Here is a 13,190-nt window from a genome sequence, read left to right as displayed (position 1 = left end):
GGCTCTTTCTAGATACTTTTCATTTTTTAATCAGTTCGATTGTTTTTACTTGACAAAGGGCTTTACATATCAGTGGTTTGAATTAGGAAAAGGATAACTTTAAGTTATAGTGTCAATAACCTACTCCTAAAATAACTCTAAAGTTTTCAAATTGATAAACTTAGATATGTCCTGCTTCATTTCACTATAAATGACTATATTTGATGCAACAAAAAAGTCTGAACCTAAGCCCAGACTCTACTAAAACAATTATTTTACTTCTACTTTTTCAGTCCAAGGACGCGCTGTAGTTGCTAGAACCTCGTTTAGTTCTTCTACGTTGCGGCGACCTTGATCCGCCAACCAAGCTTTGGCTGCTTCTTCACCCTCGCTTGCAAAGATGGCTACTGCATCCTTCCAAGTCGCCCGACCACACAGGACACCATTAAAGCTTGAACCAGCTTCTTTGGCAAAGACAAGGGTTTCTTGGAAGAGTTTGGCAGATACACCCGCGCTCAAATAAATGAATGGCAAGTGAGTGCTGTCTGTTTGCTCCTTGAAGAAGGCCTTAGCTTCCTCAACTGTATAGACTGGCTCTTCATCTGTGTAGCCTTCTACAAAGTTCATATTGACAGGCACTTCAACCTTGAGTACGTCGGCATTATAACGTGACTTACTAAATTCACGCATGGCACCATTGACCTTGTGTGGCTTGAGGGCTGCGTATTCACGAGAAGTCACATCCATATCGCTGGCATCATAAGTCAAGATTTCGACGAAGTAAGGAATATCTTCTGCGATACACTCACTACCAATGCGTTCTACCCAAGCATGCTTAATGTCGTTGATTTCTGGCTTGTCATCTACATCATAGTAAAGCAAGATTTTTACGGCATCCGCCCCCAATTCTTTGATACGTTTGGCTGACCAATTTGGCAAAAGGTCTGGCAAACGACCTGGTGTGGACGCATCGTAACCTGTTTTTTCATAAGCTGCAATGAAACCGCAATCTGCATGGCGCAATTCTGAAGCCGGAACACCGTATTCCGCATCCAAGAGAATGGAGCTTGCATAGGGTGTCAAATCGCTTGAGATGACTTTCTTGAAGTCAATCAAAATGTCATCTCCAAATTCGCCACCACCTGCTGCAGCAGCAAGCAGGCGTTTCAATGCACCACGTTGGTCAATCGCCAAGGCCGCAATCACCTGATCGCTATTTGACAAGCGGGTCATGTGATTGAATTTAGCTTGAGAAAGTTGTAATTTTGTCATTAGTTTCCTCCTAAGGAATTTTATTAACCAAATCGTTTCACGCCATCTAGATAGGTCGCTTGTAAGCGTCCTGCATCATCTACGACGATAAAGTCTGCAGCTCGGCCTTCTGTAATCCGACCACAAATATGGTCAATATTGACAGAGCGAGCTGGTGCCAGAGAAGCCATACGAAGGGCATCAGGTAGGGATACCAAGCCCCATTTCACAACATTCTGCACTGCTTCAATCAATTCTAAGATAGAACCTGCCAAACTACCACTTTCTTTTAAACGAGCAGTTCCATCTTTTACAACAACTTCAAATTCACCGAGGCGGGACTCCCCTTCACCCATACCGCCAGCTCGCATACAGTCCGTAATCAAAACAGTTTCCTCTGCTCCACGTGCTTTGACCACGATTTCTGCCGCAACTGGATGAACATGGTGTCCATCACAAATCATTTCCGCATAGACATTTTTTAAATTCAAAGCAGCACCGACCATACCTGGTTCACGGTGATGAAGCCCACTCATCCCATTGTAAACATGGACGAAGATATTGGCACCAGCTTCTACTGCCGCTTCCGCTTGCGCATAAGTCGCATCGCTGTGAGCCAAGGCAGTATGAATTGCCTTGCTGTTAGCAAACTCGATGAATTCTTTGACGCCTTCACGTTCTGGAGCAATAGCAATTTTATTGACTAAACCTTTAGATAAGCTGTGCCAGTTGTCCAACTTTTCAATGGATGGATCGCTCATGTACTTAGGATTTTGTGCTCCCTTGTATTTTTCTGTAAAGAAAGGACCTTCTAAGAAAATACCTTGAATCTTGGCGCCTGTTTCCTGCCCTGCATAAGTCCCAATCGTTTCACAAACTGCATCTAAATTTTCAGTCGTATCTGTTAAGGTCGTTGGAAGCCAAGAGGTTACCCCACAAGACAAGAGGCCTTCTGAAATTACCTTGATCCCTTCAAAATCATTGTCCATAACATCGTGAGAAGCGTAGCCGTGGATATGTGTATCAACTAGCCCTGGTGCTAAATGAAAGTCAGAGTAATCAACAATTTCCCCTTCAGGCTTTTCAGTCACAATCCGTCCAAACTGCCCCTTGTCAGTAATTTCCAAATAGGCTGATTCGACCTCACTCTCTGGTAAAATAATAGATTTTGCTTTTATAAATACTGCCATATTATCTCCTTTGTTGATATATACACTTACTAAACTGGTTATAACCATATATCAAATATATTGTAGAACTTCTATTAGAAAATGTCAAGTAATTACCATAACTTTATAAGAAATGGATGCTGTGAGAAGGTAGAAAAAAGAGTTCTTACTCCCCAAAGTACCGTTTCTGAATCTGTACTTGGAGATAAGAACTCTACGTAAGCAGTGTATACTAGGCGTCAATCCATAACCTAACACCTGCTCCTATCAAATATAAATAGATTACAACAATTCGTTGAGAGGTTTGAAGATGATACGTTCCAAATCAGCTACATAAGTTCCCAACTGTTGTTGCTTGCTGAAATATTCCGTCAAAAGTGGATTTCCCTGAACTTTCTTGTTGAAATCCAACATTTTCTTTTGGTCAGCTTCAGTAGGAATTTCACCAGCCTGCAATTTAGATTGGATTTCTTTTTGGAAAGAAATATAACTTTCCAATATTTCTTTGGCTTCTGAATTCCCCTCAACTGAGACCTTAACGGCTTCCACCGCCTTATATTCAGGAAGGTTACGGATTGCACGTTCCAATTCATTTGCGATATCATAGATATTTGTTGACATAATTTTCTCCTAATCTAAATGGATTTTGTAAGTCGTCCGCTCTCTTAAACGTTTCGCAGCGTCTTCCAAATTTCCTTTGTTTTTAAACGTAATTTGTAAAATACCGTGTATATCTTCACGGTTCTCTTCATTGATACGAATATTGACAATGGAAATACCCCGTAAGACTTCCAAAACCTTCAAAATCGTATCTTCCTCATCAGGAACACTAAGGAATAAGTCGTAGAAAGAATCAACACCTGCACGCTTGTGAATTTCCATGGCTTTACGAGTTTGACGTCCCTTATCAAAAAAGTCCCAAATTGCTTTTTGATCGCCAGATCTGAGCACATCTGAAATTTCTGAAAGACGTGCTTGAAATTCCTCGATTCGATTTAGAATAGAATCTGCATTGGTTAGCAAAATGCTAGTCCACATGCTCGGCTCACTTTCTGCAATCCGTGTCATATCTCTAAATCCTCCAGCTGCAAAATTATTCGTAAAGGGATGATCTTGGGCAAACTCTCCAGCTTGATGCATCAAACTAGAAGCCAATACGTGTGGAAAATGTGAAATTTGACTGGTCACACGGTCATGTTCTGCCGCATCAATCTGAACAAAACGTGCCCCCGTTCCAGATAACAAGTCTGTCAATCGGGGAACCGCATCCTGCTTGGTAGCCTGACATGGTGTCATAATGTAGTAAGCATTCTCAAATAGATGGAGATCTGCTGCACTGGCACCAGATTTATGACTACCTGCCATAGGGTGTCCACCGATAAAATTAATTTGTCTTGGCGCCAAATGTTCCTCAGCAGCAGCCACAATTGCAGACTTCGTTGAACCTGCATCTGTAATCAAGACCGTATCCTTCAATTCAAGGGCACTAAATTCTTCAATCAAACGCAAAGAAACTTGAATTGGAACACAAAGAAGAATCACATCAGCCTGCTTTGCTACACCCTCCAATTCCGTTGATACCTCATCAACCATCCCCTTGCCCAAGGCAATTTGGCATGATTGTTCGTTAGGATCAAAGCCAATGAGGTGATAGTCAGGATGGTCTTTGCGAATACAGAGCGCAAGTGAACTTCCAATCAACCCTAGACCTACAATTAAAATCGTTTTTTTCATTAATTACCTAGAAATTTTTGACATAGTCGCGATGACTGGCTACTGCAGCTTTCAATTCCTCCATATTATCGGAAGAGAACTTCTCTAGGATTTCTGTCGCTAGAGTTGTAGCTACGACTGATTCCATGACTACACCAGCTGCTGGGAGAGCCGTTGGATCTGAACGTTCCACAGTAGCTTTATAAGGCTCATGGGTGTCAATGTCAACCGACATCAATGGCTTATAGAGGGTCGGAATTGGTTTCATAACACCACGAATAATCAGAGCCTCGCCATTGGTCATACCACCTTCGAAACCACCTAGATTATTGGTTCGGCGTGTATATCCTTTTTCTTGGGACCAGAGAATTTCGTCCATGACTTGACTCCCTTTGAGATAGCCAGCTTGGAAGCCTACTCCAAATTCTACTCCCTTAAAAGCATTGATTGAAACAACAGCCTGCGCTAATTTTGCATCCAACTTTTTATCCCATTGCACATATGACCCCAAGCCAGCTGGAACTCCTCCAACAACAGTCTCAATCACTCCGCCAATAGTATCTCCATCTCGCTTGATTTGATCAATATAGGCTTTGATTTCTTCTTCACGCTCTTGGTTGACAATGGATACTTCTGACTGGGCTGCACGCTCTTTGATTTCTGCTACGCTTAAACCATCTGGGACATCAATTTCCTTCCCTCCGAAAACGACTACATGGTTAGCAATTTCAATATCCAACTCAGCCAAAATCCGTTTGGCAACCGCACCAACAGCCACACGCATAGTTGTCTCACGCGCACTAGAACGTTCCAAGGAATTACGCAAATCATCAAAGCGATATTTCATACCACCAACTAGGTCAGCATGTCCTGGGCGTGGATGTTTGATACGACGCTTACTTTTGAGCTTCTCTTCGATGTCCTCAACTGCCATAATATCCAACCATTTTTGATGGTCTTTGTTGGTCACATTCAATGTAATCGGGGCACCTGTTGTCTTACCGTGACGAACACCAGCCGTAATCTCTACGCGATCTGTTTCAATCTGCATCCGACTACCACGACCGTATCCCCCCTGGCGACGTTTTAAATCTTCATTAATATCCTCAGCTGTTAAAGGAAGACCAGCTGGAACTCCCTCAATAATGGCTGTTAGACGTGGTCCATGAGACTCACCAGCTGTTAAATAACGCATACTTAATTCTCCAAAATTTCCAAAAACTTACGAGTATTGCCTAAAGACATCTGTCCAGGTGCAGATGTTTCATCTAAGCTGGCAAAAGTCCAGCAGGATCCTGTAATCACACCTGCAATACGCGTTAACTTCCCTAGTTCACCCATAGCGATTGTCGCAAATGTCTGCTCGGTGTTCAGCGATTTAAAACCACGAGTATAATTCATAACATCTAGGACATCCTGCTCTGTCTTAGCCATTACAGCCATTTTAACAACAGCTGGTGACAGGCTAGTCAGTTCAGACATGATTTCCATATAATTAGACGGTGTTTCCTCAAAATTATGATAACTCAACACAAGATTAGGAAACTCCAACATCTGCTCAAAAACCGACTTATAAGAATAATATTCAAAATCAATATAATCTGGCTGATAAAGCGCTGCAACTTCTTTGATTAAATTGACATATTCTTGATCCGCCAAATCTAAATGTCCACCCTCGCGTGTGGTACGAACGGTAAAAATTACTTCTTTCCCATTACATTTTTCAAAAATAGCAGGAGCGACTGTTAAAATTTCTTCTTTTGGAAGATAGTCAGCTCTCCACTCAATGAGGTCAGCTTCCGACAAACGCCCCACATCAATGGCCTCTACTTCTTCCAAATTTCTAGGCATAATAGGTACTACTATTTTCATTTTTCTACCTTTATCGTAAAGACCTTGAGGTAATTACTACTTTCATCATTTTTATTGATTGTAAAATCAGCTGGTAAACGATAGTCAGCAAGATAACGATGTCTTTGTGAACCAAATCCTTTTTCGATCTGCTGACGGAACTTTTCAACGGAAACATTTGCAGCGTTGGTCGAAGCGATAATAGTTCCTCCTGTATTTAGTATTTCCAAAGATTGAGAAATCAACTTGTGGTAATCTTTGGCTACTGAAAAGGTTTGTTTCTTATTTCGTGCAAAGCTTGGCGGATCCAAGACAATCACATCATAAGTCAAGCCTTTACGTTTGGCATATTTGAAATATTCAAATACATCCATTACCACAAAGTGATGATTATCTAAGTCTAAACTATTAACCTTAAAGTGAGCTTTAGAAAGTTCTCGCGAGCGTTTGGCTAAGTCAACAGAAGTCGTTTCCCCTGCTCCGCCCATAGCAGCAGCAATAGAAAATGCTGCCGTATACGAAAACATGTTCAAAAGTGACTTGCCTGCCGCCAGGCCATCCACCAAGGAACCACGTACCTCATGCTGATCCAAAAAGATTCCCGTCATCAGTCCATCATTCATAAAGACCTGATAGTGAACTCCATTTTCCAACACAGTGAAATACTCAGGGGCTTCTTCTCCATAAAGATGAGCAGACTCAAAGGCCAAGCCTTTAAAACGAATCTTCTCATAAGCTCCTCTTACTTCTGGAAATACCTGTTGAAAGGCAGCAACAATCATCTCTTTGACAGAATAAATAAAGGTATTATACCATGAAAAAACTGCGTATTCATCATACAAGTCAACCGTCATTCCACCAAAATTATCTCCATCTTGATTAAATAAACGAAAAGCATTCGTCATCTCAGATTGATAAAAATGTTGGCGTTTCTGTTTAGCATCCACGAATAATTTAACAAAAAAATCCACGGTCAAGTCTTGGTTGCTTCTACTAAACAGCCAGCCTATTCCCTTATTCTGTTTGGACAAATAAGCCTGACCTAAATAGCTTCCAGATTCTGAATACAAAACAGCCAGCCTGTCTTCATCAAACGAAAAACCTGAAAAATCAGCGCTATCCAGGAGTTGAATCCCTCTGTTTATTTTCTGTTCTGCAATACGGTTTACCTTTATTTTCATAGAATTATTATAACATGTTTCTTCATATATGCCAAAAAAACTCTAAACTTTGAGGCTTATTTTAAAATTATGGTATAATGAACTAAGCTTTTAGAAAGGACCATGAGGCTTTATTGTGAAAAAACTAATTGACTACGTCAAGAAGATTGGACAAACTCGACTTGGCTTCGTCTTGATTTTGCTAATCATTTACTGGCTCAAAACACTCTGGGCCTACTATGTTGATTTTAATTTAGATACCCAAGGATTTTTCCAAAATTTTATCGCTATTATGAATCCTCTACCAGTAGGAATTTTATTGCTTGGTCTCTCGCTTTATATAAAGAATACGAAGGCATTCTATAGTGTAGCGATGACCATTTATATTGTTCTTTTCGCCTGGCTCTTTTCAAATGCAGTCTATTATAGAGAATTTTCCGATTATATTTCCATTTCTACCATGATGGCTACCTCTAGCGTATCTGCTGGACTAGGGGAAGCAGCTCTTAAGTTATTTAGGCTATGGGATATTGTCTATTTTCTTGATTTTATAGCTTTTGGTTTCTTAGTCTACCGTAAGGCATTTCACTGGGACAAAACTCCATTTCATAAAAAATCTAGCTTTGCCATCACAGCCTTTTCAGTATTATTGTTCTCTATCAATCTCTTTTTAGCAGAAATTGATAGACCTGAGCTACTTACAAGAGGATTTTCTAATACTTATATCGTCAGAGCCATTGGGTTACCAGCTTTCCTTGGCTACAATGCTAATCAAACCTACAATGCCCATAGGGATCGCTCTGGGGCCACTGCCTCAGACCTGGAGCCTGTAAAACAATATATTACAGAACATTATGCTCAACCGAATGACAACTACTTCGGTATTGCCAAAGGGCGAAATGTTATCTATCTCCACCTAGAAAGCTTACAACAATTTGTTATTGACTATAAGTTGAACGTCAACGGTATCGAATACGAAGTCACACCTTTCCTCAATTCTCTGTATCATTCTAGCTCTACTCTCGCCTTTTCTAATTTCTTTAACCAAGTGAAGGCAGGTAAAACCTCTGATGCCGAAACCATGATTGAGACCTCACTTTTTGGACTCAATCAAGGCTCTTTCATGGTCCAATATGGTGGAAGCAATACCCAGCAAGCTGCACCATATATTCTCTCTCAAAATGGTGGCTATACATCTGCTGTATTCCACGGTAACGCAGCCAGTTTCTGGAATAGGAACAACACCTATAAACAGTGGGGTTACAATTACTTCTTTGATCAATCCTACTTCTCTGAAGCCACTGCTGAAAATTCATTCCAATACGGTCTGAATGATAAAATCATGTTCGCCGACTCTATCCAATATCTTGAACATTTACAGCAACCCTTCTATACTAAATTTATCACAGTTTCCAACCACTACCCCTATACAACCAGCTTGATTGGAGATGAGATTGGCTTTCCATTAGCCAATACAGATGATGAAACCATTAATGGCTATTTTGCTACTGCAAACTATCTCGACGCGTCCATAAAGGCATTTTTCGATTACTTAAAAGCGACTGGCTTGTACGAAAACTCCGTCATCGTCCTCTATGGTGATCACTATGGAATTTCTAATTCACGCAATCCTGACTTGGCACCGTTGATTGGAAAAGATTCTCAGACTTGGTCAGATTTTGACAATGCCATGATGCAACGTGTTCCATATATGATTGTTGTACCTGGAATGATCAACGGCGGGATTTTTGATACCTACGGTGGTGAGATTGATGCACTTCCTACTCTCGAACATCTTTTAGGAATCAAATCCGATAACTATCTTCAAGTTGGTCAAGACCTACTTTCCAGCCAACACAGCCAAATTGTGGCTCTTCGAACCGCTGGCAGTTTCATCACACCAAAATACACTAGCTACGAAGGTAAAATCTACTATACAGAAACTGGTCTTGAAATTACAAATCCAGATGAGACAACTCAGAAAGAAATTGATGCAATTAAAGAAGCTACTGCAGCACAACTAGCGACTAGCGATGCCATTCAAACTGGTGATCTTATCCGATTCTTCGACAATGGATTGCCAGCCTTGGATTCAAGTCAATATAACTACATTGACTCATTGGCTGCCGAGATTGCACTGGAGAATAAACTTGGTACACAATCGACAAGTTTGTATAGTAAAAACGGCAATAAATCAACAATTGAACTATTTAAAGCACCAAGCTACCTAGAACTTCACGGTAGTACAACTGCTACTAGCACACCAAATACTGGTACTAGCTCAACAAGTACCAGTTCAACTTCGCAGTAATACACTAAAAAGCTTAGAATCATGTCAGTTACTACATTGATTCTAAGCCTTTTTATACTCAATGAAAATCAAAAACAGACTAGCTCCAAAGGTTTGGGGAACCTTTGGAGGTTGGAGATAGAGCGAACGTAGTTCGTTTCTACTTAGCAGATAGAACCCTGTTACTATTTTGTTTCAAGGTAACAGGCTGAAAGGCTCCACTGGAGCCTTTCACTCATCAAATCAAGTCAACAACGTCTGATTTTGATTTTCGAAATAAAGAGCTTGGTACACAGACCAAACTCTTTATTTTATATACTTATTTAGCAAGCTTTGCTTTAGCAGCATCTGCAAGAGCTGTGAAAGCTGCTGCATCGTTCACTGCCAAGTCAGCAAGCATTTTGCGGTTTACTTCGATTTCTGCCAATTTCAAACCGTGCATCAATTGTGAGTATGACAAACCGTTCATGCGAGCAGCCGCGTTGATACGAGTGATCCACAATTTACGGAAATCACGTTTTTTCTGACGGCGGTCACGGTATGCATAGTAGTAAGAGTTCATTACTTGTTCTTTCGCAGTGCGGAACAAGAGATGTTTAGCTCCATAGTAACCTTTAGCTAATTTTAAAATACGTTTACGGCGTTTACGAGAAACAACGCCACCTTTAACACGTGCCATTTAATTTTCCTCCAAATAATTCAAATAATAAGTAGTGCTATATCAGTGCTTAGCGCATTTGAGTAAGCATTGACTTGATACGCTTGAAGTCACCAGCATGTACCATACCTGCTTTACGAAGGTGACGACGTTGTTTTTTAGTTTTACCGTGGAAACGGTGTGAAGTATAAGCGCGGAAGCGTTTCAATCCACCAGAACCTGTACGTTTGAAACGTTTAGCTGATGCGCGGTGAGTTTTTTGTTTTGGCATGTTAATTCTCCTTTTGCTTAAAAAGCTTATTTTTTATCTGAAGCTGGGGCCAATTGCATAAACATTTGACGTCCGTCCATCTTAGCGCGTTGTTCGATAATGGCAATATCTTGGGTTGCTTCAGCGAACTCAGCTAATACTTTCGCTCCAACTTCTTTGTGGGTAATCATACGACCCTTGAAACGGATCGAAACCTTAACCTTATTTCCTTTTTCAAGGAATTTACGGGCATGACGAAGTTTTGTCTCGAAGTCCCCTTTGTCAATAACTGGGCTTAGACGCACTTCTTTTACAGTGACAACACTTTGTTTCTTGCGTTGTTCTTTCTGTTTCTTCTGATATTCAAATTTGAACTTACCGTAGTCCATAATTTTCGCTACTGGTGGTTTAGCTTGTGGTTGAATCAATACTAAATCCACATTGGCGCTATCAGCAATGGCCTGAGCCTCATTGAGCGGTTTGATTCCCAACTGTTCACCCTCAAGACCGATAAGACGAACTTCACGCACTCGAATTTCATCATTGATGAACAAATCTTGCTTTGCTATGGCTTTTCACCTCATTTTATATTTTTCGAGAAAAACGAAACGGACTTGCTAAACAAGTCCGCACTACACCATTATTCTTTCCGAAGAAATCTTAATCCGTAGAGCCAGACAACGTTAGTCGCAAGGCGAGAAGCTCTCACTTCTGCTTTTCTCAATATGACTATTCTAACATGTCTAAAACTACTTGTCAAGAATTTCTTTCGCTTTTTCTGAAATAAATTTCACTACACCTTCGATGGATACTCCTGTTGTATCAAAGGTAATGGCATCGTCTGCTGCCTTTAAAGGAGAAACTTCTCGATGGGAATCTTTATAGTCACGAGCCGCAATTTCCTGCTTTAGAGATTCCAAGTCAGTCTCAATGCCACGTTCCGTATTTTCTTTGAAACGACGCAGGGCACGTTCTTCCACTGATGCAATCAAGAAAATCTTAAGTTCCGCTTGAGGCAATACGACTGTACCGATATCACGACCATCCATAACGATGCCACCAGCCTGGGCAATTTCCTGTTGCAGGCGTACCAATTCTTCCCGTACTAGAGGAAGTGCTGCTACTGCCGATACATTATTTGTAACTTGGTTATCACGAATTGGTAAAGTGACATCTTCATCACCCACAAAAACTAATTGTTGGCCATTTTCATCACGACCAAATCGAATAGGATACTGAGCAAGCAAGGCCACGATTCTATTTTGATCTGTGACCTCTATACCGTTTGTCAAGGCTAGATAGGTAGCCGAGCGATACATAGCTCCTGTATCTAAGTAAGTATATCCAAAATTTTTAGCAATAATTTTAGCAACCGTTGACTTCCCACTTGAAGCTGGACCGTCAATTGCAATTTGAATTGATTTCATAACTCCTCTTTATCTAATACGGACTACATCACCTGGATGCGCAAGCCAAGACCCTGTGGTCATTTTCTCTGGATTTAACCGCTCTAACTCAGCAATTGAAATCCCGCCACGTGCGGCTAATTGCCCAACACCTTCACCTGCTTGAACAGTAAGAGTCGAGCCATCCGTAGCTTCTGCTAGACTGGAACTTGTTTCCGTTGTTTCTGTTTCTGTCGCATCAGTAGAAGTAGACTCCTGTGTTTCTGCAACTGAAGTTGAACTTTCTGCTACAACTGCCGCGGAGCTTGGATTATAAAATTCTTTAGTTGAATCTGTTTTACTTCCTCCAACCGACAAGTAGATGGCAGTGATACCAATAATCAGTACGATAACAAAGAAAATAATTGCCAAGGCTGTAAATACTGTTGTACTTGCTACTCCCTTGTTTAAACGTTCTTTTCGACTAACTGTTTCTGTTTGATAAACTTCTTCATTCCATGGCTCTTGTGACATTATCGAGAAAACTCCTTGTATTTTTATTAAAATATGATTACAATACTAATATGAAAATAAAACTTATTCCTGAACGGTGCATTGCCTGCGGGCTCTGCCAAACCTATTCATCTATATTCGATTATGATGACGACGGTATCGTTGTTTTTTCAGACGACTCACAATTTGAGAAAACGATTGAACCCAATCCAGATATTCTCAAAGCCATCAAATCATGTCCTACAAAAGCCATTTCAGCGGATTGATTTGGCTTTTTTTGTATAATACTCTTCAAAATAATCCTGTTTTATTAAATGGTCTATTATTTCAATCTCACCCTTGAAGCAATTATGAATAGCTAAATGGTTAATAAAGTATTTTTTCGGCCATTTGCGCATGTGATACACCTGCCCATTGGGAAATTCTTGGGAAAATATGCGAATGGCTAGATAAGAAACTTCAATTTTTTTTATGGTAGCAATTTCAATTTTCTGTACTGCAAAAGGATTAGCCGAAGCAATCCGTAAATGCTTTTCTTTTATCTCGAAATAGCGATGTAAGCCAAGCACTACTAATACAGCAAAGAGAGAGAGCAGTAAGATAAATAATCTTGACACTCTCAACTTTTCCAATAAAAGTGTCATACCAATGAAAATAGGCGTGAAGGTAAGTGACCAGTAAATAATGGCCCATGATAAATCCGGTTGCCAATGGTAACGAATTTTACCAAAAATTTTGATCATATCGGACCTCCATCTATTATTCTAGCACAAAAAAAGAGATTTTCCTATGAAAACCTCTATCTTTTGAAATTTTTATTACATTTACATGACAACGGCGTCTTATTTGTAAAAGAAATGAAATATTTTACTTCTCTCTATTACGAACTTTTCAGCAACCATTTATAGTTGACAAGATTTACTTGCCAATAAACCTTAATTTATTGAACAAATTTTAAAATCCACAAATTC

The 13,190-nt window shown here is 40.3% G+C and carries 15 protein-coding genes and 1 other annotated feature; of the genes, 2 read left to right on the top strand and 13 right to left on the bottom strand.

Going from position 1 to position 13,190, the window contains the following annotated elements; all coding sequences use genetic code 11:
• Window positions 1-249: 249 nt before the first annotated feature.
• From lacD to SST111_RS02795, 7 genes are all read right to left on the bottom strand, one after another.
• Window positions 250-1,251, bottom strand: a complete 1,002-nt coding sequence (gene lacD, locus SST111_RS02825) for a tagatose-bisphosphate aldolase (RefSeq protein ID WP_002940627.1) — start codon at window positions 1,249-1,251, stop codon at window positions 250-252.
• Between the two features lie 23 nt (window positions 1,252-1,274).
• Window positions 1,275-2,420 (bottom strand): N-acetylglucosamine-6-phosphate deacetylase, encoded by a 1,146-nt coding sequence (gene nagA, locus SST111_RS02820; RefSeq protein WP_099809947.1) that lies wholly within the window; start codon window positions 2,418-2,420, stop codon window positions 1,275-1,277.
• 261 nt (window positions 2,421-2,681) lie between these two features.
• On the bottom strand, window positions 2,682-3,020 hold the full coding sequence (locus SST111_RS02815) for a YlbF/YmcA family competence regulator (protein WP_002938966.1): 339 nt from the start codon (window positions 3,018-3,020) through the stop codon (window positions 2,682-2,684).
• 9 nt (window positions 3,021-3,029) lie between these two features.
• Window positions 3,030-4,133, bottom strand: coding sequence for a prephenate dehydrogenase (locus SST111_RS02810; RefSeq protein ID WP_099809946.1), 1,104 nt, complete (start codon window positions 4,131-4,133; stop codon window positions 3,030-3,032).
• A 7-nt stretch (window positions 4,134-4,140) separates the two neighbouring features.
• Window positions 4,141-5,307 (bottom strand): chorismate synthase, encoded by a 1,167-nt coding sequence (gene aroC / locus SST111_RS02805; protein WP_002940623.1) that lies wholly within the window; start codon window positions 5,305-5,307, stop codon window positions 4,141-4,143.
• Between the two features lie 2 nt (window positions 5,308-5,309).
• Window positions 5,310-5,984, bottom strand: coding sequence for a type I 3-dehydroquinate dehydratase (gene aroD, locus SST111_RS02800; RefSeq protein ID WP_099809945.1), 675 nt, complete (start codon window positions 5,982-5,984; stop codon window positions 5,310-5,312).
• A complete protein-coding gene (locus SST111_RS02795) occupies window positions 5,981-7,144 on the bottom strand; it encodes a class I SAM-dependent rRNA methyltransferase (protein ID WP_099809944.1) in 1,164 nt (387 codons plus the stop codon). The genes aroD and SST111_RS02795 overlap by 4 nt, the downstream gene beginning before the upstream one ends.
• Window positions 7,145-7,259: 115 nt before the next feature.
• Here SST111_RS02795 and SST111_RS02790 point away from each other — a divergent pair, with 115 nt between their 5' ends.
• Window positions 7,260-9,434: an LTA synthase family protein gene (locus SST111_RS02790; protein ID WP_099809943.1), complete on the top strand. Its 2,175-nt coding sequence runs from the start codon at window positions 7,260-7,262 to the stop codon at window positions 9,432-9,434.
• Window positions 9,435-9,732: 298 nt separating this feature from the next.
• Here the strand turns inward: SST111_RS02790 and rplT are convergent, their stop codons facing one another.
• The 5 genes from rplT to SST111_RS02765 form a co-directional block, all read right to left on the bottom strand.
• Window positions 9,733-10,092 carry a 50S ribosomal protein L20 gene (gene rplT, locus SST111_RS02785; RefSeq protein ID WP_012028296.1) on the bottom strand — a complete coding sequence of 120 codons (360 nt, stop codon included), beginning with the start codon at window positions 10,090-10,092 and terminating at the stop codon, window positions 9,733-9,735.
• 49 nt (window positions 10,093-10,141) lie between these two features.
• Complete coding sequence (rpmI, locus tag SST111_RS02780) at window positions 10,142-10,342, bottom strand: 50S ribosomal protein L35 (protein WP_024375714.1); 201 nt, start codon at window positions 10,340-10,342, stop codon at window positions 10,142-10,144.
• Window positions 10,343-10,368: 26 nt separating this feature from the next.
• Window positions 10,369-10,875 carry a translation initiation factor IF-3 gene (infC, locus tag SST111_RS02775; protein WP_002940606.1) on the bottom strand — a complete coding sequence of 169 codons (507 nt, stop codon included), beginning with the start codon at window positions 10,873-10,875 and terminating at the stop codon, window positions 10,369-10,371.
• A 40-nt stretch (window positions 10,876-10,915) separates the two neighbouring features.
• Window positions 10,916-11,044 (bottom strand) — a sequence feature (ribosomal protein L20 leader region).
• Window positions 11,045-11,070: 26 nt separating this feature from the next.
• Window positions 11,071-11,748, bottom strand: a complete 678-nt coding sequence (cmk, locus tag SST111_RS02770) for a (d)CMP kinase (protein WP_014637749.1) — start codon at window positions 11,746-11,748, stop codon at window positions 11,071-11,073.
• 9 nt (window positions 11,749-11,757) lie between these two features.
• Window positions 11,758-12,240, bottom strand: a complete 483-nt coding sequence (locus SST111_RS02765) for an SAG1386/EF1546 family surface-associated protein (protein WP_099809942.1) — start codon at window positions 12,238-12,240, stop codon at window positions 11,758-11,760.
• A gap of 50 nt (window positions 12,241-12,290) precedes the next feature.
• On the opposite strand from SST111_RS02765, the gene SST111_RS02760 reads away from it, so the two are divergent.
• On the top strand, window positions 12,291-12,485 hold the full coding sequence (locus tag SST111_RS02760) for a ferredoxin (RefSeq protein ID WP_014637747.1): 195 nt from the start codon (window positions 12,291-12,293) through the stop codon (window positions 12,483-12,485).
• Here the strand turns inward: SST111_RS02760 and SST111_RS02755 are convergent.
• Window positions 12,474-12,962 (bottom strand): EbsA family protein, encoded by a 489-nt coding sequence (locus tag SST111_RS02755; RefSeq protein ID WP_099809941.1) that lies wholly within the window; start codon window positions 12,960-12,962, stop codon window positions 12,474-12,476. The genes SST111_RS02760 and SST111_RS02755 overlap by 12 nt on opposite strands.
• Between the last annotated feature and the right edge of the window lie 228 nt (window positions 12,963-13,190).

This window comes from Streptococcus suis YS161 (genome assembly GCF_002760245.1).
Taxonomy (GTDB): Bacteria; Bacillota; Bacilli; order Lactobacillales; family Streptococcaceae; genus Streptococcus; species Streptococcus suis_I.
This window is presented reverse-complemented; position numbering and strand designations above follow the sequence as displayed.

Excerpts from the sequence above, each read along its gene's own strand:
- lacD (WP_002940627.1), bottom strand. The coding sequence starts at position 1,251 with ATGACAAAATTACAACTTTCTCAAGCTAAATTCAATCACATGACCCGC.
- nagA (WP_099809947.1), bottom strand. The coding sequence starts at position 2,420 with ATGGCAGTATTTATAAAAGCAAAATCTATTATTTTACCAGAGAGTGAG.
- SST111_RS02815 (WP_002938966.1), bottom strand. The coding sequence starts at position 3,020 with ATGTCAACAAATATCTATGATATCGCAAATGAATTGGAACGTGCAATC.
- SST111_RS02810 (WP_099809946.1), bottom strand. The coding sequence starts at position 4,133 with ATGAAAAAAACGATTTTAATTGTAGGTCTAGGGTTGATTGGAAGTTCA.
- aroC (WP_002940623.1), bottom strand. The coding sequence starts at position 5,307 with ATGCGTTATTTAACAGCTGGTGAGTCTCATGGACCACGTCTAACAGCC.
- aroD (WP_099809945.1), bottom strand. The coding sequence starts at position 5,984 with ATGAAAATAGTAGTACCTATTATGCCTAGAAATTTGGAAGAAGTAGAG.
- SST111_RS02795 (WP_099809944.1), bottom strand. The coding sequence starts at position 7,144 with ATGAAAATAAAGGTAAACCGTATTGCAGAACAGAAAATAAACAGAGGG.
- rplT (WP_012028296.1), bottom strand. The coding sequence starts at position 10,092 with ATGGCACGTGTTAAAGGTGGCGTTGTTTCTCGTAAACGCCGTAAACGT.
- rpmI (WP_024375714.1), bottom strand. The coding sequence starts at position 10,342 with ATGCCAAAACAAAAAACTCACCGCGCATCAGCTAAACGTTTCAAACGT.
- cmk (WP_014637749.1), bottom strand. The coding sequence starts at position 11,748 with ATGAAATCAATTCAAATTGCAATTGACGGTCCAGCTTCAAGTGGGAAG.
- SST111_RS02765 (WP_099809942.1), bottom strand. The coding sequence starts at position 12,240 with ATGTCACAAGAGCCATGGAATGAAGAAGTTTATCAAACAGAAACAGTT.
- SST111_RS02760 (WP_014637747.1), top strand. The coding sequence starts at position 12,291 with ATGAAAATAAAACTTATTCCTGAACGGTGCATTGCCTGCGGGCTCTGC.
- SST111_RS02755 (WP_099809941.1), bottom strand. The coding sequence starts at position 12,962 with ATGATCAAAATTTTTGGTAAAATTCGTTACCATTGGCAACCGGATTTA.